The organism is Jeotgalibacillus alimentarius (assembly GCF_000829445.1).
Lineage (GTDB): Bacteria > Bacillota > Bacilli > Bacillales > Jeotgalibacillaceae > Jeotgalibacillus > Jeotgalibacillus alimentarius.
Genome location: NZ_JXRQ01000019.1, coordinates 1 through 26,697 on the forward strand (window position 1 = coordinate 1; position 26,697 = coordinate 26,697).

A 26,697-nucleotide genomic window follows, 5' to 3' on the forward strand; every position below is an offset into this window, starting at 1 on the left:
TCTGATTAAACGCCGCGGTTATGGGTATCGCAATGAACAAAACCTGTTTCATCGCATTTGTTTAGAAACAGGTTCCCACGACTTTTGGTGATGAACCAATTTTATTATATTTTAGATATAATAATTGTTATAAAGAATAAATTTTGTTTTCTATTGTCATTCTGCGTTTTAATGTTTACTACAGATACCAAATTCTAATTAATAAGGTTGTGATAGTAATGAAATTACACCCAAAGGTAAAACTTACTCTAGTACTATTTACTTTAGCATTATTAGTAAGTATAGGAGCTCTATTAAATTATTATGATTTTGAAAAATATGGTTGGGGTAGTTGGCTTGAAAGTTTAATAGAGGCTGGACGGAAAGTCTAATGCGGTTAATAACTCCTAAAATAATCTTTATTCTTCAAGTTATAGTTACTTTAAATAACTTCTATTTAATGAAATGGAAACTCTATTCTGTGATGCAATTAAAATTAATTTGGAAGTAGCGATACTCTGTGTTTTAGTACGGGCTATATTCTTAGAGGTGCATGAGCAATTTTCACCTTTAACAAAAATTCTCCTATCATTTATACTGTTGGTAAATACATATTAGGGGGAAAATTATGCGTAAGTTTATATTACCTATGTCACTTTTATTATTATTAGGTGCCTGCTCTTCAGATTCTGGAACTATTGATGATGAAGTGATTCATGAAGAAACCGCTATAGCTGAAGAAGTGAACGTCGATACAGAAGCTGAAGCACAAGAGAAAACTGAAGCAGAAGCGACTGAAGAAGTTGAGGAAACTGTTACCGAAGAGTCTGAAGATGCGTTAGCAGAGGAAACAATCGAATCAGATAATGAACTCTTCTCAGGATATACATTGATTGAAGTTGAGGGTGGCGATCTGTCCGGACATCGCGAACCTAATGTGGTTGTTGACATTGGCTTTGGGGATCGTGATTATTGGGCCTTTACCAATGAATATGGTCAGCTTGTAAAAGTTGTTGCTAAAGAAATTATTCTACAAGATGATGCTACTGAGAATGTCACATCCGAAGGCAGATATTATTATGATGAAGCAAAAGTTCCAGGGGTTGAAAGCGACGTGTTAGATGAAGGGCATATCATTGCTGATTCTATGGGTGGTGTATCGAATGCTTACAACATTACTCCTCAAGAGAGCACGCTTAATCGACACGGTGACCAGGCATATATGGAGCGCGTAATTCGAGATGCTGGTGGTGCAAGTGATTTTTAAGGCAATTATTACGTATCCGGATAATGAAACGCAGATCCCCTCAAGTTATCAGTATACTTATACTTTAATGGGCAATGTAATTGTTGATACCTTTGATAATGTGAACCCAGATGAGGTTAACGAATCACTCGGGCTGACAGAGAGCGAGCCAACTGAGTCTACTGAATCAACTGAAACTGATGAAGAAGGCGATGTATCGAGTGTTGATGCAAACGGTAATGGACAGGTGACAATACAGGAAGCAAAAGACGCTGGTTTCACAATGCCTATCATGAGCGATCATTGGCTCTATCAATATATGGACGATCGAGATGGTGATGGTATGGTTGGTGAATAATCTAAAACATATTCAGTAAGAGAGAATCCCCATAATTTCTTATCTATCTGCGAGTTTAATATTTAATCAATAGGATTTTAATACCAGATAGAATCTGAACATATAATCTCTAGTTATACACTAAATATCTCTTTCACTTTTTTAAAGTGTGAGAGTTTTTTTAATTTCTAAAACCTTGCATCATGCCGACCGTATATCATTAGGGTAAACAGGTATTCATTAAAATAAAATAATACGTATATTTATTATTTCCTTATATTTTATAAGCAATAAAAGTACATGGACTCAATAGTTTTAAAGTTTTATCGGCTAAAATTATCTTTTTATATACTATTTTTTCAATTAATAATGTATACTTCTGTTGAAATATATTACATAGAAGGAATTAAATATGCTACGTTTTTCAAAAATCATATCAGGAGTTTTAGTTTTTGTATTAGTTTTTGCATTTGCTACATCCCCATTAGTTTCCGCTGAAACATATCCACAAAAGACGTTAAATGAATTTAGCTTGGAGGATTTCGAAAGGTTTGAAGATATTCCTGAAGAACTATTAGATCCAAATTTTTATAATGAAGATGAAATTATTGAAATTCCTGAAGAATATTTAAATCCTTACCATCCAGAAACTATAGATGTTATGTATATCAACTCTGGTTCAGCAAATGGTGAGTTTCAAACATTCGCTATAGCTGCTGCTGCTGGAGTATACTTTATACCTGGTATTGGTCAAATAGCTTTGACGGCAACAGGTGCTCTTATTATAGGTGGTGCCACAATTGCTGCAGGCTCATGGCTATATAATCAAGTTAGTGCTTATTTTGGTAAGAAAGCCGCTGAAAAAGCTGCTGACACAATTCCTAAGAATTTAAAAAGTAGTGACATGAAAGTCGACTTAGGAAAATTTAAAGATAAGAATGGTAATACTCCAAAAACAAAAACAAGTGGTACTTTTACTAATGGTAAGTGGGTAATTACTAAAGATACGGCTGGACATACAGGTTATAATGGTAGTAAAAAAGCTTGGAAGATTGGTAACCCTTCTAGAAAAGCGTCTCTTGATAGAAGTGGAAATATAGTTGGTAAATAGATTTAGGAGGCAATTATGAAAAAGAATAATTTTTTTGATTGGACAATATATTTACAAGAAGAACTAACAGCTGTAATAGATATTCCACAAAAGAAAATGGTAATTCTAGAAAAAGCGATTGAATTAAACGGACTATTATGGATAGATGATGAAAATAACCTGCAAATCAAACCCACATGGGATTGTGTGATTTCAGTTAACCATCAAAATAGATCTGTCACTATCCGACATACTGAAACAGTCTTTAATATCGAGGAATAAATTAGAAGGTATTGAGTTATTACTCAATACCTTCTATTTATTTACAGCATGTTTTTATTACATTATTCTTGAATCAGATGTTAAATTGTACATCTAATTTTTATCTAATAAAATTAATAACTGAATGAATTTCATAATTCTCAGCCCAACGCCCTCAAGCGTTTTTAGCGCATAAAAAAGGAGAACCTCCCCAAACAGTCGAAAAGAGTAAGCGACGAAACCAACTCAGACTGGAGGAAATCCCCTTATACCTATTATAAGACAAGTGAGCCTGTTTGGCATCCAGGAATTATATGACCTGGAACCTACCCAGCGATACGAAGCCATTTTTTCGGCACTGGACCTTGAGAAAATCGTCGCGGTTGTTTCAAAGAAATCGTGGCGCGGTGCCCCGGTAGAACTGAATTATCCCGCCATGGTCTGTTCTTTAATTGCTAGATTGGTCGAGCGTATTCCGACGATCAAAGATTTACTGAAGCGATTAAAAAATGATCTCCTATTTCGTGTGAATTGTGGTTTTTTGATTTCTGATGATGTGCTATCTGAAGCTTCTTATTCAAGAATGATTCAAAAACTATCCGTTTCCGATGTGTTTGATCAGGAAAATGACGCCATGATTCTTCAGGCATTGACTGAAGGATTTATTACGGATGACCATGTGGCGATTGATGCCTCTCACTTTGAAGCGCGTGACCAGGCTCCAGCCAAAGAAGAAAAACCAAAGCCTGAACCAAAGAAGCGCGGTCGTAAAACAAAAGCAGAACAGGCTGTGTTTGATCAATTAAAGAAAGAAACTAAACTGAATCAGACGCTATTTGAAAAAGAAGTTGCGGCACAACTGGATGCCACTTATGAAGAACTACGTTCTGAGATCCCAATCGAACCACAGTGGGGCGTCAAGAAAAACAGTGAAGGGAAAAACGCTTACTGGTTCGGTTATAAAGCACATCTCGCAGTTGGGACAAAGAGTCAGTATATCTTTCAGTCTCTGATGAGTTCAGGCAGCCTGCATGACAGTAAAGCAGCGATCCCTTTATTAAAAGGAATTGAAAAGCTTGGTCTTCCGATTCAAGTTGGCTGTATGGATGCAGGTTATGATGTGCCGGCGATCTACCAACAGTTGTTTCGGATGAATGCTCAATCTGTCATCGCTTATAATAAGCGCCGTGAACAGGAAGTGCCCGGGTTTAATGAACACTTTGCCCCAACCTGTGTCAAAGAGCACGCCTATCGGTATGACAGCTTTGATCCGAGATGGAAAACCATTAAATTCACACGTCCGAAGGAATGTGCCGATTGTCCACTCGCACAGGATTCGCTGTGCCAGAAAACATTTAAGTTCAGAATCGAAAGTGATTTAAGGCGGTATACAGCGCCAGCTCGAGGATCGACAAAATGGAAAGCCCTTTTTGCCGAACGAACCGCTGTAGAACGTGTAAATGCTTACCTGAAAGAATTCTTTCAGTTCAATAATGTCAGACACCGTCACGGAAAGAAAGCGAAGCTGCATTTGAGCTTGATCACGTTTTTATTCAATGCGTCTAAACTTGCGGCGGAGCGGATCAATCGCTTATTACAAGATAAAATGGCAAATCAACAACCTGCCTAAGCTTCAAATAAAAGGTTAAAAATATCGATTTTAGAGAACAGGCGCTTTCTTGGCTTTTTTAAAAAGAGCAATTATGAAATCGATTCACCTATAAATTAAAAGTATTTAATTGTATTAATAATGAGATATTTGAATACAGTTATAATAGTAGGGGCTTTAAATTCTAATATGTACAACAATGAAATAAGAGGGATTCGTGATCCAAGTGAAGTTGTGAGTTTAACTTTTCGAGATGTAGCTCAAATGTGGGTTAATGAATACAGCAGAAGTGGTGTGAAAAAAAGTACTTTACGCGTTAGGACCAATGCTTTAAGCACAATAGATCCACTGCTTGGCGATAAAAAACTTTTAAGTATTAATCGTGATGTGTACCAACAGTTTATTTTTACGCTGGCTGACCGTTACAAACTAAACACCATTCATAGCCTGAATAGCGCTGCCATGATGGTTTTCAAACATGCAAAGAAATCAAAACTAATTAGTGAGCTACCCTATCAGGATACCTTCATTCCAAAAAAACAACTAACGGTTGAAGAGATTGAACAACAGAAAGAAGAACGCAACTATTTTAACCATTCAGAAATTAAAGAGTTTCTCGATGCAGTAGTCGCATACGGCAAACCTCTTGATAAAGAGCGATTCTTTCTTATGATGTTTACCGGCCTTCGATCAGGTGAATTATGTGCGCTGAAATGGGCTGATGTGGATTTTGCTGCTCAACAAATCAGAGTGAAAAAACAATTTACTCGGAATCCGGGCGATACAATGATTATGAGATCACTCCTCCAAAACAAATGGATCAATTAGAGTAGTGCCTATCAATGATGAAATTGCTGACATGATGAAGGAACACTGGCGGCAGCAATTTAAAAAGGTAGATGCGCTGATTAAATTTGGAGAGAAAATTCAAGATAATAATTTCGTGTTTGCTATACCAGATGGCCACCCTTACTTGCAAGGTTATGTTAGGGACCGTATGAGGCGTATTGTCAAAAAAACTAATATTAATGATGATGTCTACCCTCATATGCTACGTCATACTTTTATTAGTATGATGACAGAAGCTGGTGTTGACCTGGCGACCATTATGAATCGAGTCGGTCATGAAGATGCTAAAACAACAATGAAAATTTATACTCATGTGACGGAAAAGATGCAAGATAACGCAAATGAAAAAATGCAGGATTTTTATGGCAATATGCTAAAGATAATTCAATAAAAAATACTTTTGTGATATTTTCGTGATATTTTGCAATTAACCCAAAATAAAAACGCTAGAAACCCTTATAAATTAAGGGTTCAGCGTTTTTTCTCTTTAATTATAACAATGTTCAGTTTTTCCTCAAGAAATTGTAGGGTTTTTCCCACCCTGAATATGATATCCCTGGAAAACGTGATCGCCAGTGACTTGCCCATTGCTTTTCCGCCTACAGTTAAAGCAGCTATCAGACTTGTCAGACCGATATTAATCGAACTTTCAATCAGTGATCCTTCCCCTAATTGAAGCTCGTTTGCAAGCTGGATAATCACAATTGCGGCTGCGGCTCCGCTGATGATGCCGGCAATATCCCCGATGACATCGTTACAGAAGCTCGCAAACCGGTCTGCATTTCTAACGATTCTGATCGCATGCCTGGCTCCATATACCTTTTTGGCTGCCATCGCATGGAATGGTTTCTCTTCACCAGCTGCTGCCGCGATTCCGAGCATATCAAAAAATACGCCGATAATCACAATGACCAATACGACAAATAAACCGATTGTCCAGTTCACCTGATGAAGTATACTTGTTGATAAAAGTGAAAAAATAGCCGCTAACACACCTGTGATAACGGCTATCGCAACACTCCACTTTATAGATTTATGTAAAAAGTTTTTCAAAATCATCACACCAATCAAAAATAAAGGGTGGTCGCGCTCAAGGTTAACATTACGGCTTAGGTCCAGTAGGTTTTCCCAATTCAATACCAGCTGTTGCCATACTGGGGGTTTCCCATTACATCGAATTCGACAGGGTTTCCCACTGCCGGACTGGATTGCCACTTAGTCCGCACTCTAATCCCCTGAACACGGATTCATACAGTCTAGGGGATTTCCCCGGCAGCCCTGCTCCTGATTCCTTATCCTCTTTTGCAGAAGTGCTTTCATATGGGCTGAAAAGAACATATTAATGGCCAACTAATGTGTTCCCTGTAACCATAATCCCCTCATCTTCCACTCAAGGCAGGCTACGCTGCGGCTGATTGTCATCACTTCCGCAGGTTCATACAATCATTCTCCTGCATATGCTTTATGCCAGCTGAAAATGAAAGCCTCCGCGGTAAGCGGGTCATCGCCCACATGCCATTGTGGATCGCCCGCAAACCTTACTCCCAGAAACAGCCCAAGGCTGGGCGCCTCAAGCCAAAACCAGGAACTTCATCGATATGCCCTTTAGTGGATTTTTAGGCCCACCTTCGGAACCGGCGGACTGACTAGAATACTGCACCACCCATTTACGGGAAGTATAACATATTCAATTTTCTGCTGTCTTGTCAGACACTCAGTTTTTTCGATTGCCAATCAGATTAGTGAGGTCTAGCAGGATCTGGGGATCAGGATGAAGGCTTGTTAAAATCACCCGGGCCTGATGGAGATGATATTCAAGCTTCTCTTTCGCCTCTTTCATCCCGAGAATTGCAGGGTAAGTACTTTTTTGGCGTCCCTCATCACTTCCTACCGGTTTGCCGATTTCTGATTCTTCACCTTCAACATCGAGTATGTCATCCCTGATCTGGAAAGCAAGGCCGATATGTTCAGCGAACGCTCTCAGCTGATTCAGTTTTTCATCGTCCAGTCCGCTAATCAGTCCGCCTGCTGCAGCAGCAAACTCCAATAGCCTGCCGGTTTTTTTGCGGTGGACATCTTCAAGTGCTTCAAGTGTCAGTGGCTTGTTCTCACCTTCAATGTCAGCGATCTGGCCACCTACCATTCCTTCTGCACCTGCCGCTTTTGCAAGCATTGAGATCAGCCTTATCTTTGAAAGGTCTTCTACATGTGAATCAGCAATCAACTCAAAGCTCTTAGTCAAAAGAGCATCTCCTGCAAGGATCGCAACCGCTTCACCATATACTTTATGATTCGTAGGCATCCCTCTTCTCAGATCATCATCATCCATACTTGGCAGATCATCATGAATCAGGGAATATGTATGGATCATTTCAAGAGCTGCAGCAGCCTTTAATCCTCTATCTGCATTCTCACTGAATGTATCGATGACTGAGAGCATTAATAAAGGGCGTATTCTTTTACCGCCTGCATTAATTGAATAAAGCATCGATTCCTTTAGACTTTCAGGTGTTTCTAGTGATTGAATGGCTTCTTTTAGTTCAGATTCAACTTTTTGTTTATAAGTGAGACTGAATTGTTCGAGTGTATTCATTCAGACAGCTCCTCAGGATCAATAGGGGTTTCTCCGCCTTCTGTCATCATAACTGCGATTTGTTTTTCGGCACTTTGCAGTTTGTCATGACACATCTTTGAGAGTTCTACGCCTTTTTTATAGTAATCAATTGCCTGTTCAAGCGGCACATCACCTTCTTCGAGCTTATTCACAATATTTTCAAGTTGTTCCATTGCTTCTTCAAAAGAGTATTGCTTATTCTTTTCCATCAGTTTCACGCTCCATCTTCTGATTCACTGTACAGTGTAAATCTGCAGTTTGCATTGATACTGTTATTTTATCTCCCGGCTTCACATGTCTGCCAGTTTTAATGAGCTCATTCGAGTCGTCGTAGATAAGTGAATAGCCGCGATTCATTATTTTCAAGGGGCTTAAAGCCTCTAATGAAGCAGAGGCCTGAATAAATCTCTGTTTGTTCATATTTACTTTTTTTGTTGTCGTGTTTGCGAGTCTTTCGGTAAGACGGTGAAGCGAATTCTTTTTTCGTTCGATTTGACTGGCAGGGTTTAACCTGAACAACCTTTCCTGAAGCCGTTCTCTTTTTATTGCCGCCTGCTGAATGACGGCTGCACTTTCTCTATTCAGCCTTTCATCCAGTCTGTCGAGATACTGGGCATGGGGTTCAACTAACTTCTGTGGCTTTTTAAATACCATTGAATCAGTATTCTGTTTCAGTTTCTGCTTCTGAAATTCAATCAGCTGATTAACAGCGCGATGCGACCTCACTTCAAGTCTCATAATACGTTCCAGGACTTCCTCAATATGTGGAACAGCCATTTCAGCAGCTGCTGTTGGGGTAGGTGCCCGCAGGTCAGCGGCAAAATCCGCAATTGTTACATCGGTTTCATGGCCAACTGCTGATATCACAGGGACAGGAAAAGCAGCTATTTCGCGCGCAACCTGCTCATCATTAAAAGCCCATAATTCTTCAATTGATCCTCCGCCTCGCCCGATAATCAGGACGTCAAGCAGCTGATCTTCTCCTGCCTCTTTTAAAGAAGCTAATATGGAAGGAACAGCCTTTTCCCCCTGAACAGAGCAGGGGTACAAACGGATCGATGCGATTGGATATCTGCGCTGCGCTGTTGTCAAAATATCTTTTATAACAGCACCTGTAGCTGATGTGATCACACCAATATGCTCCGGAAAAGCAGGCAGACTTCTTTTTTTGCTTTGATCAAACAGACCTTCTTTAGAAAGCTTTTCCTTTAACTGCTCATAGGCAAGATATAATGCTCCTACACCATCCGGCTCCATTTTTTTTACGTAGAGCTGGTATTGGCCACTGGCTTCAAATACTGAAACATCTGCACTAAGGAGAATCTCCATCCCGTTCTCAGGCTGGAACTTCAGTGAACCGGCAGCAGAGGAAAACATGACTGCACTGATCCTTGTTTTTTGATCCTTCAGTGTAAAGTAAAGGTGTCCGCTTCCCGGCTGCTTTAGATTGGAGATCTCCCCTTTGATTAAAACATTTGAGAGATGCGGATCTGCATCGAATTTTCTTTTTATGTATTTAGTCAGCGCGCTGACTGTTAAATATCTTACTTCAGACATATGAACACTCCCAAATAAGCAAAAGCGGTTCCGATTAGAATGACCGGAACCGCTCAGCTGAAGCTTTATTTTACCTTAGAAAACCGCTCAGCCGATTCAACTGTGTTAAATAGCAGCATCGTAATTGTCATAGGACCAACGCCGCCGGGTACAGGTGTAATCGCTGAAGCTTTTGCTTTGCAGGAATCATAGTCGGCATCACCGCACAACTTTCCTTCACTGTCACGATTCATTCCAACATCGATCACAACAGCACCCTCTTTAATATGCTCAGCCGTGATCAGATTATGAATCCCGGCAGCAGCAACAACAATGTCAGCCTGCTTTGTATGTGCCTTCAAGTCTGCAGTTTTCGAATGGCAATAGGTTACCGTTGCACTTTCTTTCAGCAAGAGCTGTCCCATCGGTTTTCCGACAATGTTACTTCTTCCAACTACAACAGCATGCTTTCCGGTTAAATCTATACCCTGATATTCAAGCATTTTCATAATCCCGTTAGGTGTACAGGGATAAAAAGCTTCTCCACCGGTCTGTAATCGGCCAACATTGATCGGGTGAAAACCGTCGACATCCTTCGCAGGAATTATCGCTTCAATGACTGAGGTTTCATCAATATGGGCCGGCAGCGGCAATTGAACAAGGATTCCATGTATTGTAGAATCCTCATTCAGTTCATTAATTGTACTGAGTAGATCTGACTCTGAAACAGATTCAGGCATTCTGATCAGTCTGGAGTAAATACCAAGATTTTCACAGGCTTTTTGTTTCATTGAAACATAAGTTTGTGAAGCCTGATTATCTCCAATCAGTACAACTGCAAGCCCCGGAGTGACCCCCTGCAGGTTTGCAATTCTTTCTTTAAGCTGTTCTCTCATTGATTGTGCAATTTTTTTACCATCAATTATTTCTGCTGACATTCAAGACTTCCTCCCGTGATTCAATCACGTGAATGAAGGTTTGTAACTGCTTTTGAAAGAACTCCATTCACGAATTTACTTGATTTTTCATCACCGAAACGCTTTGATATTTCAACCGCTTCATTCAGTACTACGCTAGAAGGGACATCTTCTTTTTTATATAATAATTCATATAATGCAACTCTCAGAATGTTGCGGTCTACTCTGGCAAGGCGTTCGATTTTCCACTTTTCCAGATGATTTTGTATCAGCTGATCAATTTCTGTTAAATGGTCATTTACACCACTAACGAGATCAGTTAAATAATCATCATTTTTTTCGCCCTCCAGAATATTTTCGATCGCTGTTTCCGGCTCCATTTCGTTCATTTCCATTTGAAATAGTGCCTGCAGCGCTTTCTCTCTGGCCGTTCTTCTCTTCATTTCAGGTTTAACTCCTTCTCTAATTACATAATATCCATGTCATAAAAAGATCATAGCATAAAAGTGAGCTTCCTACTAACTGAACATCAGCAGATTTTAAAAATTCATGTCCCGTATGCGCTTTCAGTCATATTCCTTTTAAAATGCAGGCTCTGATGAATGCAGCTGCACGTTTCCTCTCTAGATGGGACACCTTCATATGGTGACATTACAGCGAAAATAAAAAGAATGCCGCTCATTCCAGCGGCACTCTTTTTATTTTCATCATATTCAGTTCTGATCTTTATCTTCTTCTTCAGCTTTAACTGACTCAAACTGGATTCCAACAACATGGATATTCACTTCGTCAGCTTCAAGAGCTGTCATATTCAACAGCGTCTGGCGGATGTTGTCCTGCAATTTTTGAGCAACCTCAGGGATCGCTGTACCGAACTTAACAGTGCAATACACATCAAGCACAATTCCTTCATCTCCAAGTTCTACTTTGATGCCTTTGCCGTGATTTTTTTTACCAAGTCTCTCGGCAACACCGGAAGCGAAATTGCCTCTCATTTGTGCGATACCATCAACTTCTGAGGCAGCAATACCGGCAATGACTTCAATCACCTCAGGAGCAATCTCAACTTTTCCAAGCTGGTTCTGTTCAATGCTGCTCATTTGCAACAGGTTATTTTCATTTTCAGCAGTCATATGATCCCCCTCTTACTTAAGCCTTTTTTGACATGATATCATACTTCTCTAAAAATTTTGTGTTAAAGTCTCCACCCTTAAAAACATCGTGGCTCAATAATTTCAGATGGAATGGAATCGTTGTATGAACGCCTTCAATCACAAATTCAGATAGTGCACGTCTCATCTTCGCGATTGCCTCATCACGTGTAGCTCCGTAAGTAATGACTTTGGCGATCATAGAATCATAATATGGTGGAATCTCATAACCTGTGTATGCGGCTGAGTCAATTCTGACACCCGGTCCGCCTGGTGGAAGGTACATTGTAATCTTTCCAGCTGACGGCATAAAGTTCTTCTCAGGGTTTTCCGCATTAATTCTGCATTCCATCGACCATCCTGAGAATGTTACTTCATCCTGTGTCAGGCTGAGCTTTTCTCCGGAAGCAACTTTAATCTGTTCTTTGATCAGGTCCACTCCTGTCACCATTTCAGTGACAGGATGCTCGACTTGAATTCTTGTATTCATTTCCATAAAATAAAATGATTTTTCATTATGGTCATAGATGAATTCAACTGTCCCGGCACCTGTGTATCCTACGGCTTCTGCGGCTTTAACTGCCGCATCCCCCATACGTTCACGAACCTTTTCATCAAGTGCAGGTGATGGTGTTTCCTCAAGTAACTTTTGGAGTCTTCTTTGAATTGAACAGTCACGCTCGCCCAGGTGAATCGTATTTCCATGCGTATCTGCCATTACCTGAATTTCAACGTGACGGAAATCTTCAATGAATTTTTCTATGTACACACCCGGATTGCCAAAAGCAGCTTCAGCTTCTCTTTGAGTAGCTTTGATCCCTTTTTCAAGGTCTGCTTTATCGTGTGCCACACGGATCCCTTTTCCGCCTCCGCCGGCAGTCGCTTTAATGATAACCGGGTATCCCATCTCATCAGCCAGCTTCAGACCATCTTCAGGTGAAGAAATAATACCTTTTGAGCCTGGAACTACCGGTACACCAGCTGCTCTCATGGTTTCACGCGCTACATCTTTTGTACCCATCTTTGAGATCGCTTCAGGACTCGGGCCAATAAAAGTAACATTACAGTCTCTGCATAACTCAGCAAAATCCACATTCTCCGCTAAAAAACCGTAGCCGGGATGAATCGCATCAGCACCAGTTAATTTTGCAGCAGATATTACATTTGTAAAGTTAAGATAACTGTCTTTAGACAGTTTAGGTCCGATACAAACGGCTTCATCAGCAAGCTGAACGTGTAAAGCTTCTTTATCAGCTTCAGAATATACAGCTACTGTTTCAATATTAAGTTCTTTGCAGGCGCGGATCACACGGACTGCAATTTCTCCTCTATTGGCAATTAATATTTTTTTTATCATACGTATTCTCTCCTAACTACTTTTTAACAAGAAAAAGAGGCTGTCCGTATTCAACAAGCTGACCATTCTCAACAAGGATCTTAACAATTTCCCCTTCTGTTTCAGCTTCGATTTCGTTAAAGAGCTTCATGGCTTCAACGATACATACTGTTGTATCTGCAGACACTTTTGAACCTGTCTTTACGAACGGTTCAGCATCTGGTGAGGATGATTCATAAAAAGTCCCTACCATAGGAGACTTAATTTCAACTGTATTCTCAAGGTCTGCTGCAGGCTCCGGCTGTGATTCTTTCACCGGCTCAGGTTTCTTCTCTTCTTTAACAGGTTCAGTCTTTACTTCAGGCTGCTCTGCAACAGTTTCAGACGCCGGAGTTTCTTCAGCAGCTGTTTCTACAGTCTTTCGCGCTTGTTTTTTAAGCTTAAGCTTTTCGCCATCCTGTTCATATGTAAATTCGTCAATTGAGGATTTGTCGATTAACTTAATAATTTCTCTGATTTCTTGTACTTTTAGCATCGTTTACACTCCCTGATCATCATATTAATTAGCAGCAGCTGCTATTATCATACGCTAACAGCAGGCCTAAATTCAAGATTACTGCTATTTTATAAATTAAAACGCTTTCACAAAACATATTGTATCACAAATGAGAAATCAGTATAGCGGCGCATTTTTTCACACTATAAATAACCCTGAAGGTAGATATCCTTCAGGGTTAAGCTTTGGATCAGGTTTATTCTGCCGGTTCAAACATTACATTGACAAATGTATTTTCACCCATCTCACGGCGTCCAAGCTGTACAAGTTCATTGGCAGCTTCTTTTGAATGTTCATTGTCAATCGACTTTACAGTAATGAGCAACCTTTGATCATCCGTTCTCACCAGCGCATCTTCATAACCCATCGCTTTAATCATTGTTTCAATCAGCTTTTCTTTTGATTCAAGTCTGTTCAGTTCCTCCATCGCTTCGTACGCTTCATCTTTTTCAGCAGCTGTGAAATCTGCAGATGCCACTTTTGAAGTCAGCTGCTCTTTCAAAGCACTTCTCTCATCCTGAACTTCCATGCGCAACACATTGAACAGGTCATCGTTCCCTTCAGATGTTACATCCACTTCATCTTCAAAAATCCATTCATCATCAGTCTCTCCACTTACCATTTCAGAATCTTCATAAGTAACCGCTGTCTGATCAGTCGGGGACATCACATAATAGACGGATAACAGGACAACAAGTCCGATCATCGTCATTAACCAGACCGTTTGTTTTTTCAGCATGATTTCATCTCCTTATTGATAAGGTATAACTGCTACTCTGTGAGTTGAGACATCAAGCGCCCTTGAAACTGCCTCAATGACCTTCTTTTTTACACCTGCAGATTCTGTCCCCTCTGCCGCAATAAGAACGCCTGCGACCGGAGGCTTTTCAATATATTTTAAAACAGGCTCACCGCTTGAGGCTGCTTGTCCGAAAACAACTTCTGAGGAAGTTGACTTTCTGCCTGAAAAAGACTGGTGATCATTTCTTTGTTCTTCCCCGTTATCCTGCTGAATCTGTTCATTTTTTTCATACACCATTCTCTCTCCACTGCCAAGAGTGATCATCACATCGACCTTGGCAGTACCCAGAGACTTTTTTAACAGCGCAGCAATTTTGTTCTCAAGCTGTCTTTCAAGAACGGAAATCTCAGGGCTATCTTCCTTTACTTCTTCTTTTGGCAACTCGACAGAAGGCTCTTTTTGTGTGATCATAACCAGCCCGATCACAAATAATAACAGGATAATTGGGATCTTTTTGTGAAAAGTAGGATCTCTGGAAGAAAATATTGCTTCTTTTATTTTATTCATTGATACCCCCATTGTTAGTAAATAATTGTGATTTGAGAGGTTGGAATGCCCATTAACTCAGATGTATTCTCAAGCAGCGCCTCCTGGTTTTCGCTATTTTCAGTTATTGACAAAGTGATTGAGTACGTCTGATTTTTTTCTGATATCTCTACTTCGTTAATCTCACAGCTGCATGATTCCTGTATCATATGAAGCACAGTGTCTTCGCTTTGTTCTAATATGTATGCAGATTGATCAGAGGACATGCTTTCAATTAACTCGTCTGCATTCTTTTTTTCGTCTGACACCCATTTTTCCAGTCCATCTGTAAGTGAAAGCGTCAGTGCTTCCGGGCCACCGGCGAAAAGTTTTAGTGGGCTCAGCATCCAAAATAAAAAAATCAGCCCTGCTGTAAATCTGATAAAAGGTTTCCATGAATCTGACGGTGTCAATATATCAGCAATCAGAAACAACAGTATTAATACTGCCAATCCGATTGTCCAGTCTGTTAAGTACTGAATATGACCCACCTCACCTGATCATGATTGGAATATTACTGATGAACATGACAACGATAATGGATATAAAGAAAATACAACTTGTGAGTAAAAGAGATGCAGCCAGATGAAACATTCCCTTACTGGCTGCGTCTACCGCATCTGTCAGCCTGGTACTTGCAACAGGTTCCATCAGTACTGCTGTCAGCCTGTACATCACTGCAATTACAAGCATTTTGATGGCCGGGAATATGACGATCAGGATGACAATCAGTCCTCCTGCAGCACCGATTGTGTTTTTAGCAAGCATGGATGATGCTATTACCAGATCAGCAGTATCAGATACAACTTTTCCAACAAAGGGAAGCAGTGTTCCTGCAAGTGTTTTGACTGATTTTGCAGCAACACCATCAGCAGCTGATGCAGCTGTTGTCTGAATGGATAGAATAGATAAGGATGCGACGGCTGTTACTCCTAGTATCCATAAGCCTGTCTGTCTGCAGAGCGCAGCGAATTTACCCATGCTGAAACGGTCAGAGAGCAGATTCAGCTGATCAAAGAATATAGATAAGATAAACAGTGGAATGATGACTGTTTTCATCAGGAATGTAATGGCATATACCATAATCAGAAGAATCGGGAATGAAGCGGCAGAAGTTGCCGGTCCGCCGGAAAGTGTGATGGAAGCTATGTAGAGCGGTAATAACCCGTTCATAAATGCTGACAGCGTTTGAAGAGAATCGAACATCACATCCAGAAACAGCTTTACACTTGAGATAATTGTAAGTAAAACGAGTCCTAATATAACGATTGGACTGACAGCAGCAACTTTATGGTGGTCAAATGACTGCTCAATTAAATGAATAAAAGAACTGATCAAAAGCAGCAGAATGAGCCAGAAGATCAGCTGCAGATGATCTGTAATCTCATAGAGCGAATATTTCACAATACCTTCTATCCAGCCATATAATCCATTATCAACATTCAACAGCGCATCAAAGATCGATTTTTCTTCTGACAAGGGCAGGTACTCACCGTATTCTCTTGTCAGCTCCTCCCAATATCTTGTCCATTCTGAATGATCCTGCGCGTCAAGCTGATCCTGCACAATTGATTCTATCTCTTGATTAATGGTCGTTTCTTTCATATCAGTATCTTCCCTGGAGCATATTATCAGGCATCAGCTGGACGATCTGTTCAAGTAATTCAATGAAAACCGGAAATGCGATCGTTAGGATCAGCAATTTGCCTGTCCATTCAATGATCATTGATAACAGCGGCTGCTCGAGCTGTTTTACAAGATGAATGCAGATTTCTGAGACAAATGCGATGACCACTACTTTCAGAAGAACAAGTGAGTACTGATGAAGTCCGGGCACATAGCCTGTTAACTGTGTTAAAAAAACTGATGCTTCTCTCATCTTCACGACCAGTTCATTGATCAAGTAAACACTGCCGCAGAATGCAAGCATTAGTGCGGACTGTGGGGATCTGTCCTTTAAAAGGAGTGCTAAAAAACCAATCATAAAGCTGATTCCGGCTGTTCTCAGTAAATCTTCCATCTGAATCCTCTAATCGTAAAACATAAGAACTGACCTGACTGCTTCAAAAAAATCACCAAGAGCCTGAATGACAATGTAAAGAACATACATTGCACCAAAAAATGCCAGCCACTGTGCATAGTCTTTTTTCCCCGCCTGTTCAAGAACTGTATATAAAAATGCCACTGCAAGACCGACTCCGGCAATTTTAAACAGTGTTTCCCCATCAATATACACCCGCGATCTCTCCTGGTTTCAAATAAGCAGCAAAACTGCAATCAATCCTGTTATAAATCCTAAAGTACGATATATTTTCACGAACTTCCCTTCATTGTCACAAGCGTTGTCATAAGCGGACTGCAAGCCTGAAGTAATAAATTTCAATTCTTTTTCCAAGGATTCCAGCTGAATATGATTAAATGCGTGACTGATTTTTTCAACCCACTTCGTGTCTTCTTTTGACAGACATGAAAACGTTGAATGAGTAGAGACTGTTTCTTTCCACACCTGATCAAAAGATTTTTCTGCAATTTCATTTTCAATCTGAGTCAGAAAATCACTTAATAAGGACTCTCTCTCTTTTTGGAGCGTGACCATTTCAGAGATTGTAGCCCTTCTATCCACGGCTTCTCTCTCCATCCATTTGCATAATCGCACACACTCGAGCAGCAGTTGTCTTCTTCTGATCAGCAGTGACGCTCTCCTCATGCCTTCAAGTGTAAAGCTCAAAATGATACAGGCCGCTCCAAATGAGAACATCAGCGTGTATCAATCTGGTAGCTGCAATCCTGGCACCTGATTAAAAATAAATCCTTATGGGCCATTAAAGAAGACAGTTCATCTTTCTGCAGCAATTCTTCAACTGATTCTGCGTGTGCAGTAACGATAATTTTTACGCCAGCAGATAAAATCTCATCAGCTGCCTGCCCGTCAGCCTGTCCGCCTATTTCGTCCACTGCAATCACATCAGGTCCCATCGACCGAAGCATCATCTTCATCCCGCGGGTCTTAGGACATTTATCGAGCACGTCTATATGCGGACCGAATGTCAACTGCGGGACCCCTTTATAACAGGCAGCAATCTCAGAACGTTCATCAATCAGTGAAACTGTTTTTGCCGGAATAGCATCAGTTCCTGTTGAAATAAATCTGACTGCATCCCTTATAAAGGTAGTCTTACCGCTGCCTGGGGGACCGTAAATTAAAATATGAGGCCACCTGCCATAATGCCTCCAGCATTCAGTCATCAGCTCATCTGAAGTAAATTTGAATTCTCTGGCAATCCTAATTGAAAAGGCTGAAATATACTTAAACGTCTGCAGTTGATTCATACTTTCAGTCATTTCCCCCGCTACGCCTATACGGTGACCACCCTTAACTGTAATAAACCCTGCAGAAAGTTCATTTGCAATTGAATAAACGGAATGGTCTGAAATACGTTCAAGCAGTCTGCTGCACTCCTCTTCACCGGGATAATACTGAATTTCTTTTTGTCCTTCTTTTGTTTTTAATACCAGTACTTTACCTTTTCTGATTCTGATTTCATTTACTCCTTCAAGGTCCGGCCCGGCTTCCTCTGTAATGATTTCAGCCAGCCGGTCAGGAAGATATGAGAGGATCTGGTGCATAGTTGGCTCCTTCATGTTTTACGACTATCCTATTGAAGGAGCTCATGATTTATGCCCATTAAAAAAACTGCCCAATGATTTGGGCAGTCCGTAAAATTACTGTACACGTGATACATATGATGCATCTGTTGTATTAATGACAAGTTTATCGCCTTCGTTAACGAAGAATGGCACGTTAACCGTCAGTCCTGTCTCAACTGTAGCAGGCTTAGAACCACCGCTTGATGTATCGCCTTTGATACCCGGTTCAGTCTCTGTAACCTCAAGCTCTACAGTATTAGGAAGTTCCAGACCGAGTGTTTCAGCCTGATACATCATAATCTGTACTTCCATGTTTTCTTTTAGAAACTTTAATTCATATTCAATCTGTGCTGCAGGCAGTTCGATCTGCTCGTATGATTCATTGTCCATGAATACGTGCATATCACCATTTGCATAAAGATATTGCATACGCTTGTTATCAATCTGTGCTTTTGCTACTTTCTCGCCTGCTCTGAATGTTTTTTCCTGTACTGCTCCTGTACGAAGGTTACGCAGCTTCGAACGAACAAACGCTGCTCCTTTACCAGGTTTAACGTGCTGGAAGTCCATTACTCTCCAGATCCCGCCATCAACTTCTATTGTTAAGCCTGTTTTAAAATCATTTACTGAAATCATATTGAATTCCTCCGTTTTATAAGGTGTCTCACAGTTTTACCGCTAGTAATTGTATATACTTTACGGCAAAAAGTAAACGTAAATTTACATTGATCTGTTTAATATTATAGGATAATCAGATCTTTTGTCGAGTGTGTCAGGGTTTCGTTTCCGTTTTCTGTGATCACAGTGTCGTCTTCAATTCTGACGCCGCCGATCCCAGGAAGATAAATACCCGGCTCTACTGTTACAACCATATTCTTTTCGAGTTTTGTTTCTGAACGGAATGAAAGGCCAGGACCTTCATGCACTTCCATACCAAGTCCGTGACCGAGACTGTGACCGAAATACTCCCCGTATCCTTTAGATGCAATATAATCTCTCGCGATTGCATCAGCCTCTTTACCAGTCATACCGGGTTTAATTTCATCCATGGCTTTCAGCTGGGCATCGAGTGTTACCTGATAGATCTCTTTCAGTTTTTCTTCAGGCTCACCGACTGAGAGCGTACGTGTCATATCTGATGCGTAGCCTTTATGAAGCGCACCGTAATCAAGCGTAACAAAGTCACCTTTTTCAATCACTTTTTCACTTGCCACACCGTGCGGAAGTGCTGAACGTTTCCCGCTTGCAACAATAATATCAAAAGAAGACGAGACTGCTCCTGCATTTCTCATGAAGAATTCAAGTTCATTTGATACTTCAATTTCAGTTCTGCCAGGCTGGATAAAATCAAGAATGTGTTTAAATGCAGCATCAGCAATGTCAGCTGCTTCTTTAATAATCTTAATTTCATGATCCGCTTTAATCATACGCAGCTTTTCAATTGTTCCAGAAAGCGGTATGAGTTCTGCTTGTATATACTCTTCGTATTGCTTATATGTAGAGAGTACTAGATGATCTGATTCGATCGCCAGTTTTTTAATGCCCAGCTTTTCACACTGATCAGCAATTTCCTTTGTGATCGGTGCTTTATGTGTAATCACTTCAAACCCGTCGGCTTGTTTTTCAGCCTGCTCTGTATAACGAAAATCTGTAATAAACAGAGCTTTATCGTTGGAGATCAGAACCGCTCCTGCTGAACCTGTAAAGTTCGTCATATATCTTCTGTTATAAGGGCTGGTAATTAACATTCCATCTGCCTGCCCGGCAATCGCCTGTCTTAATTTATCAATTTTACTCATGATCATTCTCCTTTGCATGATGTATTAGTGCATGTAATGCCATTTCATATCCATATGACCCAAAGCCCGCGATCTGTCCGACTGCTTCAGCAGCAATCATAGAATTATGTCTGAAGCTTTCACGTGCATGAATGTTGGATAAGTGTACCTCCACCACAGGAATTGAAATAGAGGCAACTGCATCCATGAGTGCAATGCTTGTATGCGTATAGGCAGCCGGATTAAATATGACTCCTCCATACCCTTCATCTGCAGCTTCATGTAAAGCATCAATTAATTCGCCTTCATGATTAGATTGCTTGGCTGTTAATTCACAGCTGTTAGATCCGGCGACAGCTCTGAGGTGAAGTTCGATTGACTCCAGTGTTTCAGTTCCATAGATCTCAGGCTGTCTTTTTCCTAACCTGTTCAGGTTTGGTCCGTTCAGCAATAATATCTTCACCGCACTACACTCCCCTTTACCTGATACTTCGACACACAAATTAAGTGTAACATAACACCCGTTTAATTTTCTCTATCTTTGGTTGAATAAGGTTCGTCGTATGAGACTGAATAACCTGTAAAAAGTCCGTACAGAATAAACAATGAAAATAGAGAAAACCAGGTGTGCAGCTTAAAATCAGGGGCATATAACCGCCATTCAAAAGCCCATCCTGCTAATAAAAGTAATATAAGCACCACCATTCCTGAAAAAATACCAGGAAAAATTGATGACCTGTTTCTGAAAAACATATAATACAGTACAGTCCAGATGACTGAAATCATAACAATTATCATCGCAAATAAAACTTCACTGACAGCACCTGATCTCCATTCAGCTGTAATAAAAGAAAACTCAGGCTTTAAAAAGTCTTTTTCAATAAAGTGCAAATAGACATAAAGCCGGTATATAACGTAAAAAAACACAGCTCCTGCTGCAGCAGTATAGAGTGCGAGTGGAAACCTGTTGATTGTAGGTATTTTCATTTTTATCATCATCTCCTCATTGTCATCATTATGTCACGCATTTAAATTGGTTATTCGCATCTCAGACAGTAGAAGAATGACTGATTTTTTAGTAAACTGTAATTACCTTATTCATGATCAACCAATGGTGATTGTAGATTAGGAATGTAATGAATAGGCTGGTGTAAATATGACGAATCAAAAACCCGCTTACGGCGGCCAGGCAGTAATGGAAGGTGTCATGTTCGGTGGAAAACGGCAGACTGTCACGGCGATCAGGAGAAAAGATGACTCAATCGAGTATTTTCAGCTCCCGCGTAAGCAAAACCCTACGTTTCAAAAACTGAAAAAGGTTCCTTTTTTAAGAGGCATCATTGCGCTGATTGAAGCCAGTGCGAATGGCACTCAGCACCTGAACTTTTCCAGTGAACGTTTTGACGTTCTGCCGGAAGACGATGAAAAAGTTCAGGAGGAACAAAAATCTTCAAAACTTGAAATGATTTTTGGGATCGCAGCAATCGGTGTGCTATCTTTCTTATTCGGAAAGTTTGTATTCACATTAATCCCTGTTTTTCTTGCTGAGCTTTTCCGCTTTGCAGTGCCCGGGGACGTGGGACAGGTCTTACTAGAAAGTGTATTTAAAGTGATTTTGCTGCTTGCATATATTTACTTTATTTCTTTAACCCCTCTGATTAAACGGGTTTTTCAATATCACGGGGCAGAACATAAGGTGATAAATGCATACGAAAATAACCTGCCGCTGACAGTAGAGCATGTACAGTCGCAGTCGAGACTGCATTACAGATGCGGATCGAGCTTCATTTTATTTACAGTCATCGTAGGAATGTTTGTATATCTTCTGGTACCGACTGAACCGCTGACTGCACGTATTCTAAACCGTATAGCACTGATACCGGTCGTACTCGGCATTTCCTTTGAAGTGCTACAGTTGACGAATAAAGTACGGGACATTCCAGTTCTTAAGTTTCTAGGGTACCCCGGCCTTTGGCTTCAGCTGCTCACAACAAAGGAACCGAAAGATGATCAGGTTGAAGTAGCGATTGCATCATTTAATAAGATGCTTGAAGTAGAGGAAGAGGCTGAAAAAGGTTTAAAAAAAGCTGCACTTGTCTAAACTAATAAAAAGGCTTGCTGCGGGAGGTGGCTGCATTGAACATTAAAAAGTTCGTATTCTATGCCGTTATTGGTCTGGGAGCGTTTGGATTAATTTCAATGATTGTTTTTGAACCAGGTTCACTGCTTAGAATGATTGTTACTTATGCATTGATTGCTGCAGTTATTTATGGGATTGTACGTTTTGTAATGTCAAGAAGAGGAAACAGCCGTGAAAACAGTGCTTATAAAAAAGCAGTACGACAATCTAAAAAGAAATACCAGCCGGCTAAACCCTCTGCTTCAAAAGTAAAGAGAATTCAGCCGGCAGCCCAGCAGCGAAAGCCGGCCAAGAAAGCTTCAGCTGCAAGGTTGAACGGACCCAAGCTGACAGTCATTGAAGGAAAAAAAGGTAAAAAGAAAAAACGTATGACGCTTTAAAACATCTGATCGTTATCAGGTGTTTTTTTTATAGGCTGTATCAGTTCAAACATCTATTATTCATAAGGTTCTTTTAAATCCGGCTGTTGATTTCCGCTGCAATCATCAGCTGTGCTATAACGACATTGGTCTTTAAAAAGGCTATTCATAAAAAAAGCTGAGACGTTTGTCTCAGCTTTTTCCGTGATATAAAGTTATTACAGACCGCATTTTAACTGTGCATTACAGTTTGTACATGTGTTACAGCCGCCAATTTCCTTGACAGTACCTTTACGGCAGACCGGGCAAGTATTGCCGATCTCAGATCCGATTGTCACATTTGTGGAACGCAGGTCCTGAATGGTATCAATTAACACGACGTTCTGCTTTTGTCTTGGTTTTTCTTCTTTATTTTCTTCAGCCTTCAGCGTCAGTACCTGGCTGTCACGGCTTCCATCAACGTATACTGTACCACCTTTAGCTCCACCGCGGTAAAGTCTTTCATATACACTTTCAACCTGTTCAACTGAGTAACCCTTAGGTGCATTAACCGTTTTTGAGATTGAACTGTCAATCCATTTCTGAATTACACACTGTGTATCAGCATGCGCTTCAGGTGGCAGTTCCATTGCAGTCACAAAGAATGCCGGCAGTTCATCTTCTTCGGTTTTGTTATTCAGCTCAAGATACTCTTTTACAATATCAGCTTTTACTTCGATAAATTTACCGAGGCGTCCGCTTCTGTAATAAGTGTAAGAGAAGTATGGCTCAAGACCTGTTGCTACCCCTACCATCGTTCCTGTACTTCCAGTTGGTGCAACTGTTAGAAGGTGCGAATTACGAATACCATTATGAAGAATTCCTTCACGTACCTTCTCAGGCATTTTCTTCATATATCCTGAATTAATGAACGCCTGTCTTAGTCTCATTGTTTCTTCTTCGGTCTCCCCTTGAAGGAATGGAAATGAGCCGCGTTCTTTTGACAGCTCGACTGAAGTTTCGTATGCAGTCACTGCAATTGTTTCAAAGATTTTATCTACTAATTGATTTCCCTCTTCTGAACCGTATTCCTTTTCACAGTAAATTAAGAGATCTGCAAGACCCATCACACCAAGACCTACACGACGCTCCCCAAGCGCCTGTTTCTTATTCTCTTCAAGAAAATAAGGTGTAGCATCAATGACGTTGTCCTGCATTCTTACACCAACTGCCACTGTTTCTTTCAGCTTGTCATAGTTAACTGTTTTATTTTTCTTGTCAGCAAACTCAGCAAGGTTTACAGCCGCTAAGTTACAGACAGAAAATGGTGCGAGTGGTTGTTCTCCACACGGGTTAGTTGCTACTACCTGCTGACCGTATGCTTTTGCATTAGTCATTTCGTTTGCATTATCAATGAAGAAAATACCTGGCTCAGCAGAATAAGTTGCGCAGATATTAACCAGATTCCAGAGTTCTTTTGCTTTGATTGTACGGTACGTTCTGACTTTGTGGCCCTGCTCTTCCCACTTGCGGACGTCTCCTACTTCATGCCACTGTTCATTATAATAAGCCATTTCCTCTTTTGAATAGGCTTCTACATAAGGGAATCTCAGTGCATATTCCTGATCTTCCTCAACTGCTTTCATGAAGTCGTCTGTCAGACATACTGAAATGTTGGCACCAGTCAGGAAGTCCGGGTTGTGAACTGAATAGTTCCCTCCTTCAGCCAGCTTTTCTTTCGCATCATTAATAATGTCTTCATTGAATCCGCCAAAGCCTTCGATCTGTTCGTAATTTACAATACTTTGATACATCGCAGCTTCCTGTTCAGTCAGTGGAGTGAACTTAAGTTTTTCCTGCGCTATTTTTCTTATGAAATCATCGTTTGTTGTTTCGAGCAGAAATCTCAGGATTCTCGGATTTTGCATTTTGGAAATAATAAATTCAACGATGTCAGGATGCCAGTCTGAAAGCATAATCATTTGTGCCAAATTGTTACGTTGGTTCGCTATACCAACTCTCTAAGTCACCTTAGAGTTCAGACCATATCTTACACTCATCTTGAGTGTCCTCGCACTTCGGTGACGCTTGCCACCTACTCTACTTCCTTCCGCATAAGCGTGGTTTCGATGGTCGTTGAACCTTCTCCCTTCAAGGAGCTTGGCTGCTGATTGTCTTTATCCACCTGTTGTTTTTCAGCATTCACGTTTGCCGTTTCCAGCTGCGTTGTAGCCAACAAGTCATAAAAGAGTTTCCAGCAATTCACGAGGTTTTTTATAGACGAGGCATACAATATTATGCTACTTTACCACGTCTTGACCCACCCTGCTCTACAAGATGCGTCAGTTTAGCAATATCATCAAGCCAGGATACAGAACCTGAAGACTTTCCGTTTACTCCCCTTGCAAGCGTGTTTCTCGGTCTGAGTGTTGAACCGTTCGTTCCAACACCGCCGCCGCGGCTCATGATCTCCATTACCTGCTTACGGTGATCAGAGATCCCTTCTCTTGAATCCTGAATAAACGGCATCACATAGCAGTTAAAGAATGTTACATCGGTGTTCGCTCCTGCCCCGTACAATACACGGCCTGCCGGAACAAAACGCATACTTGAGAGTTCCTTATAAAACTTTTCTGTCCATTCCTTTTGAAGCTCTTCAGTTTTTTCTACAGAGGCAAGTCCCGTCGCATTTCTCAGCGCGATCTGCTCATAGAAAATTTCAAGCGGCTTTTCAATCACATCAAGTGACCTGACAACAACGCCTGATTCTACTTCTTTCGGTGTATCAAGTGAATTTTTAAACTCTTCTTCCACTTGAACAGCTGCATGTCCGTTCTCCCAGTCAATCTCTTTAACAAAACCGAGTCCACGTGCTGGGAACTTAGGATCTTCCCTGATCGTTAATACAACAAAATCCCCCGCAGTTAACGTCTTTTTCTCAGTGTCTTTATAAGCATACCGGTCAAGCATAACCAGCCTTGAAACGCCTTTATGCGTCAGTGACATCTCCTCTGTAATCGGGTGCACAGCATCAAATAAACTGATATCCTCGTTGAGTTTCTGTTTATTTAATACTGGTGCTGAAGCTGATAGCTGTGCCACTTTCATTTCCCCTTTCGACATATATCTTTATTAACCAGCATGTTAAGTACTTAACTACTGTATGTATTACCAATAATATAAACCCTCAAACCAAAAAACACAACATATTGTGTTTGTCTTTTTTAAACCTATACAATATATAGTTTTTTGTGTCAATTACAAAAGTTTTGTCAAATGTAATAAACAGCGAAAAAACGAAGAAATCTGAGAAAAAATGAGAAAATGATCTATTAATTTGTCTAATTGAGGTGATTTCATACTTGTTCTTTTTTTGCATAACATGTCCATCAACTTGTCAAAATCAAAGCAGCAATCTGATTATTTCCTTTGAACTTATTGCAGGCGGCTACTATAATAAAGAGTAGTGTGAGATAGAAAGGGGTTAAAAACTTGGAGTCGTTATATGTATTAATTATTGTCCTTGCCGGAATTATTCTTTATTCAGTTTTCACTTACTTCCGACAGAAAAAAATTCTGAAGAGTTTAACTGAAGAAGAATTTAAAAGCGGTTACCGTAAAGCACAGCTGATAGATGTGCGTGAACAAAAAGAGTATGATGGCGGACATATTCTCGGAGCAAGAAACATTCCACTTTCCCAGCTTAAGATGAGACTTGGGGAAATCCGTGCAGATAAACCGGTTTATATCTACTGCCAAAATGGCATGAGAAGCGGCCGGGCAGCACAGCTGCTGCATAAAAAAGGCGTGAAGGACCTGTACCAGCTGCAGGGTGGATTCAAAAAATGGACAGGCAAGATTAAAAGAAAATAATAAAACAGATAAAAAAGAGGCTGGGACAAAAACTAGCCAAAGACTAAAATAAAAGGCGCTGATCATCTAAAAAGATGGTCGGCGCCTTTTATTACCAAATATTTGTGCTGGT

29 protein-coding genes and 3 pseudogenes are annotated in these 26,697 nt (G+C 40.5%); 9 read left to right on the plus strand and 23 right to left on the minus strand.

From position 1 onward, the window contains the following. Positions 1-607: 607 nt before the first annotated feature. The 6 genes and pseudogenes from KP77_RS11170 (at position 608) to KP77_RS18540 (ending at position 5,762) form a co-directional block, all read left to right on the plus strand. Positions 608-1,583 (plus strand): annotated as a pseudogene (locus KP77_RS11170) (DNA/RNA non-specific endonuclease). Between the two features lie 391 nt (positions 1,584-1,974). Continuing rightward, positions 1,975-2,673, plus strand: coding sequence for a hypothetical protein (locus tag KP77_RS17575; protein WP_052474107.1), 699 nt, complete (start codon positions 1,975-1,977; stop codon positions 2,671-2,673). A 15-nt stretch (positions 2,674-2,688) separates the two neighbouring features. Beyond that, positions 2,689-2,934, plus strand: a complete 246-nt coding sequence (locus tag KP77_RS11180) for a hypothetical protein (protein ID WP_041122828.1) — start codon at positions 2,689-2,691, stop codon at positions 2,932-2,934. A 247-nt stretch (positions 2,935-3,181) separates the two neighbouring features. Beyond that, positions 3,182-4,543: a transposase gene (locus KP77_RS11185; protein WP_041122829.1), complete on the plus strand. Its 1,362-nt coding sequence runs from the start codon at positions 3,182-3,184 to the stop codon at positions 4,541-4,543. 168 nt (positions 4,544-4,711) lie between these two features. Next, the gene (locus KP77_RS18535) at positions 4,712-5,350 is read left to right on the plus strand and encodes a site-specific integrase (RefSeq protein ID WP_052474109.1); all 639 of its coding nucleotides are present in this window, start codon (positions 4,712-4,714) and stop codon (positions 5,348-5,350) included. Positions 5,351-5,354: 4 nt separating this feature from the next. Then, complete coding sequence (locus KP77_RS18540; RefSeq protein ID WP_052474111.1) at positions 5,355-5,762, plus strand: tyrosine-type recombinase/integrase; 408 nt, start codon at positions 5,355-5,357, stop codon at positions 5,760-5,762. An 80-nt stretch (positions 5,763-5,842) separates the two neighbouring features. Here the strand turns inward: KP77_RS18540 and KP77_RS11195 are convergent, their stop codons facing one another. The 21 genes from KP77_RS11195 to KP77_RS11295 form a co-directional block, all read right to left on the minus strand. Beyond that, a complete protein-coding gene (locus KP77_RS11195) occupies positions 5,843-6,424 on the minus strand; it encodes a hypothetical protein (protein WP_041122830.1) in 582 nt (193 codons plus the stop codon). 661 nt (positions 6,425-7,085) lie between these two features. After that, complete coding sequence (locus KP77_RS11200) at positions 7,086-7,964, minus strand: polyprenyl synthetase family protein (RefSeq protein WP_041122831.1); 879 nt, start codon at positions 7,962-7,964, stop codon at positions 7,086-7,088. Next, entirely contained in the window at positions 7,961-8,194 is a 234-nt protein-coding gene (gene xseB, locus KP77_RS11205; RefSeq protein ID WP_041122832.1) for an exodeoxyribonuclease VII small subunit, read from the minus strand. The genes KP77_RS11200 and xseB overlap by 4 nt, the downstream gene beginning before the upstream one ends. Beyond that, entirely contained in the window at positions 8,181-9,542 is a 1,362-nt protein-coding gene (gene xseA / locus KP77_RS11210) for an exodeoxyribonuclease VII large subunit (protein ID WP_041122833.1), read from the minus strand. The genes xseB and xseA overlap by 14 nt, the downstream gene beginning before the upstream one ends. A gap of 65 nt (positions 9,543-9,607) precedes the next feature. Next, positions 9,608-10,459, minus strand: coding sequence for a bifunctional methylenetetrahydrofolate dehydrogenase/methenyltetrahydrofolate cyclohydrolase FolD (gene folD / locus KP77_RS11215; RefSeq protein WP_041122834.1), 852 nt, complete (start codon positions 10,457-10,459; stop codon positions 9,608-9,610). Between the two features lie 20 nt (positions 10,460-10,479). Further along, complete coding sequence (gene nusB, locus KP77_RS11220) at positions 10,480-10,881, minus strand: transcription antitermination factor NusB (RefSeq protein WP_041122835.1); 402 nt, start codon at positions 10,879-10,881, stop codon at positions 10,480-10,482. A gap of 270 nt (positions 10,882-11,151) precedes the next feature. Beyond that, positions 11,152-11,571, minus strand: coding sequence for an Asp23/Gls24 family envelope stress response protein (locus KP77_RS11225; protein WP_041122836.1), 420 nt, complete (start codon positions 11,569-11,571; stop codon positions 11,152-11,154). Between the two features lie 16 nt (positions 11,572-11,587). After that, positions 11,588-12,946: an acetyl-CoA carboxylase biotin carboxylase subunit gene (gene accC, locus KP77_RS11230; RefSeq protein ID WP_041122837.1), complete on the minus strand. Its 1,359-nt coding sequence runs from the start codon at positions 12,944-12,946 to the stop codon at positions 11,588-11,590. A 16-nt stretch (positions 12,947-12,962) separates the two neighbouring features. Further along, positions 12,963-13,460, minus strand: coding sequence for an acetyl-CoA carboxylase biotin carboxyl carrier protein (accB, locus tag KP77_RS11235; protein WP_041122838.1), 498 nt, complete (start codon positions 13,458-13,460; stop codon positions 12,963-12,965). Positions 13,461-13,677: 217 nt separating this feature from the next. Then, positions 13,678-14,220, minus strand: coding sequence for a SpoIIIAH-like family protein (locus KP77_RS11240; protein ID WP_041122839.1), 543 nt, complete (start codon positions 14,218-14,220; stop codon positions 13,678-13,680). Positions 14,221-14,232: 12 nt separating this feature from the next. After that, positions 14,233-14,790, minus strand: a complete 558-nt coding sequence (locus KP77_RS11245) for a hypothetical protein (RefSeq protein ID WP_052474112.1) — start codon at positions 14,788-14,790, stop codon at positions 14,233-14,235. Positions 14,791-14,804: 14 nt separating this feature from the next. Next, entirely contained in the window at positions 14,805-15,299 is a 495-nt protein-coding gene (locus KP77_RS11250) for a stage III sporulation protein AF (protein WP_041122840.1), read from the minus strand. A gap of 1 nt (position 15,300) precedes the next feature. After that, positions 15,301-16,413: a stage III sporulation protein AE gene (locus KP77_RS11255; protein WP_041122841.1), complete on the minus strand. Its 1,113-nt coding sequence runs from the start codon at positions 16,411-16,413 to the stop codon at positions 15,301-15,303. A gap of 1 nt (position 16,414) precedes the next feature. Continuing rightward, entirely contained in the window at positions 16,415-16,828 is a 414-nt protein-coding gene (locus KP77_RS11260; protein WP_041122842.1) for a stage III sporulation AC/AD family protein, read from the minus strand. Positions 16,829-16,837: 9 nt separating this feature from the next. Then, positions 16,838-17,044, minus strand: coding sequence for a stage III sporulation protein AC (gene spoIIIAC / locus KP77_RS11265; protein WP_041122843.1), 207 nt, complete (start codon positions 17,042-17,044; stop codon positions 16,838-16,840). A gap of 18 nt (positions 17,045-17,062) precedes the next feature. Then, positions 17,063-17,566 carry a stage III sporulation protein AB gene (locus KP77_RS11270; RefSeq protein WP_041122844.1) on the minus strand — a complete coding sequence of 168 codons (504 nt, stop codon included), beginning with the start codon at positions 17,564-17,566 and terminating at the stop codon, positions 17,063-17,065. Further along, a complete protein-coding gene (locus KP77_RS11275) occupies positions 17,566-18,450 on the minus strand; it encodes an ATPase, T2SS/T4P/T4SS family (RefSeq protein WP_084218680.1) in 885 nt (294 codons plus the stop codon). Before KP77_RS11275 ends, KP77_RS11270 begins: the two co-directional genes overlap by 1 nt. An 81-nt stretch (positions 18,451-18,531) precedes the next feature. After that, a complete protein-coding gene (efp, locus tag KP77_RS11280) occupies positions 18,532-19,092 on the minus strand; it encodes an elongation factor P (protein WP_041122845.1) in 561 nt (186 codons plus the stop codon). Between the two features lie 104 nt (positions 19,093-19,196). Further along, the gene (locus KP77_RS11285; RefSeq protein WP_041122846.1) at positions 19,197-20,255 is read right to left on the minus strand and encodes a M24 family metallopeptidase; all 1,059 of its coding nucleotides are present in this window, start codon (positions 20,253-20,255) and stop codon (positions 19,197-19,199) included. Then, positions 20,248-20,697, minus strand: coding sequence for a type II 3-dehydroquinate dehydratase (gene aroQ, locus KP77_RS11290; protein ID WP_041122847.1), 450 nt, complete (start codon positions 20,695-20,697; stop codon positions 20,248-20,250). Before aroQ ends, KP77_RS11285 begins: the two co-directional genes overlap by 8 nt. A gap of 62 nt (positions 20,698-20,759) precedes the next feature. Continuing rightward, positions 20,760-21,221, minus strand: coding sequence for a YqhR family membrane protein (locus tag KP77_RS11295; RefSeq protein ID WP_041122848.1), 462 nt, complete (start codon positions 21,219-21,221; stop codon positions 20,760-20,762). A 169-nt stretch (positions 21,222-21,390) separates the two neighbouring features. Here KP77_RS11295 and KP77_RS11300 point away from each other — a divergent pair, with 169 nt between their 5' ends. Both KP77_RS11300 and KP77_RS11305 read left to right on the plus strand, forming a co-directional pair. Next, positions 21,391-22,335 carry a DUF1385 domain-containing protein gene (locus KP77_RS11300; RefSeq protein WP_041122849.1) on the plus strand — a complete coding sequence of 315 codons (945 nt, stop codon included), beginning with the start codon at positions 21,391-21,393 and terminating at the stop codon, positions 22,333-22,335. Positions 22,336-22,370: 35 nt separating this feature from the next. Continuing rightward, the gene (locus tag KP77_RS11305; RefSeq protein WP_052474117.1) at positions 22,371-22,754 is read left to right on the plus strand and encodes an SA1362 family protein; all 384 of its coding nucleotides are present in this window, start codon (positions 22,371-22,373) and stop codon (positions 22,752-22,754) included. A 197-nt stretch (positions 22,755-22,951) separates the two neighbouring features. Here the strand turns inward: KP77_RS11305 and KP77_RS11310 are convergent. Together KP77_RS11310 and KP77_RS11320 are read right to left on the minus strand one after the other, a co-directional pair. Further along, positions 22,952-24,700: pseudogene (locus KP77_RS11310) on the minus strand (vitamin B12-dependent ribonucleotide reductase); the annotation flags it as partial. A 319-nt stretch (positions 24,701-25,019) separates the two neighbouring features. Beyond that, a pseudogene (locus KP77_RS11320) lies at positions 25,020-25,820 on the minus strand (ribonucleotide reductase N-terminal alpha domain-containing protein); the annotation flags it as partial. 384 nt (positions 25,821-26,204) lie between these two features. Between KP77_RS11320 and KP77_RS11325 the strand changes: the two are divergent. Next, positions 26,205-26,585 carry a rhodanese-like domain-containing protein gene (locus KP77_RS11325; RefSeq protein WP_041122851.1) on the plus strand — a complete coding sequence of 127 codons (381 nt, stop codon included), beginning with the start codon at positions 26,205-26,207 and terminating at the stop codon, positions 26,583-26,585. Positions 26,586-26,697: the final 112 nt, after the last annotated feature.

Coding starts and splice junctions, on each gene's coding strand:
- accC (WP_041122837.1), bottom strand. CDS start 12,946: ATGATAAAAAAAATATTAATTGCCAATAGAGGAGAAATTGCAGTCCGT.
- KP77_RS11240 (WP_041122839.1), bottom strand. CDS start 14,220: ATGCTGAAAAAACAAACGGTCTGGTTAATGACGATGATCGGACTTGTT.
- xseB (WP_041122832.1), bottom strand. CDS start 8,194: ATGGAAAAGAATAAGCAATACTCTTTTGAAGAAGCAATGGAACAACTT.
- accB (WP_041122838.1), bottom strand. CDS start 13,460: ATGCTAAAAGTACAAGAAATCAGAGAAATTATTAAGTTAATCGACAAA.
- KP77_RS11255 (WP_041122841.1), bottom strand. CDS start 16,413: ATGAAAGAAACGACCATTAATCAAGAGATAGAATCAATTGTGCAGGAT.
- KP77_RS11300 (WP_041122849.1), top strand. CDS start 21,391: ATGACGAATCAAAAACCCGCTTACGGCGGCCAGGCAGTAATGGAAGGT.
- folD (WP_041122834.1), bottom strand. CDS start 10,459: ATGTCAGCAGAAATAATTGATGGTAAAAAAATTGCACAATCAATGAGA.
- KP77_RS11260 (WP_041122842.1), bottom strand. CDS start 16,828: ATGGAAGATTTACTGAGAACAGCCGGAATCAGCTTTATGATTGGTTTT.
- KP77_RS11275 (WP_084218680.1), bottom strand. CDS start 18,450: ATGAAGGAGCCAACTATGCACCAGATCCTCTCATATCTTCCTGACCGG.
- KP77_RS11200 (WP_041122831.1), bottom strand. CDS start 7,964: ATGAATACACTCGAACAATTCAGTCTCACTTATAAACAAAAAGTTGAA.
- KP77_RS17575 (WP_052474107.1), top strand. CDS start 1,975: ATGCTACGTTTTTCAAAAATCATATCAGGAGTTTTAGTTTTTGTATTA.
- KP77_RS11295 (WP_041122848.1), bottom strand. CDS start 21,221: ATGAAAATACCTACAATCAACAGGTTTCCACTCGCACTCTATACTGCT.
- KP77_RS11285 (WP_041122846.1), bottom strand. CDS start 20,255: ATGAGTAAAATTGATAAATTAAGACAGGCGATTGCCGGGCAGGCAGAT.
- efp (WP_041122845.1), bottom strand. CDS start 19,092: ATGATTTCAGTAAATGATTTTAAAACAGGCTTAACAATAGAAGTTGAT.
- KP77_RS11180 (WP_041122828.1), top strand. CDS start 2,689: ATGAAAAAGAATAATTTTTTTGATTGGACAATATATTTACAAGAAGAA.
- nusB (WP_041122835.1), bottom strand. CDS start 10,881: ATGAAGAGAAGAACGGCCAGAGAGAAAGCGCTGCAGGCACTATTTCAA.
- KP77_RS11270 (WP_041122844.1), bottom strand. CDS start 17,566: ATGTTCTCATTTGGAGCGGCCTGTATCATTTTGAGCTTTACACTTGAA.
- KP77_RS11225 (WP_041122836.1), bottom strand. CDS start 11,571: ATGACTGCTGAAAATGAAAATAACCTGTTGCAAATGAGCAGCATTGAA.
- xseA (WP_041122833.1), bottom strand. CDS start 9,542: ATGTCTGAAGTAAGATATTTAACAGTCAGCGCGCTGACTAAATACATA.
- KP77_RS18535 (WP_052474109.1), top strand. CDS start 4,712: ATGTACAACAATGAAATAAGAGGGATTCGTGATCCAAGTGAAGTTGTG.
- KP77_RS11245 (WP_052474112.1), bottom strand. CDS start 14,790: ATGAATAAAATAAAAGAAGCAATATTTTCTTCCAGAGATCCTACTTTT.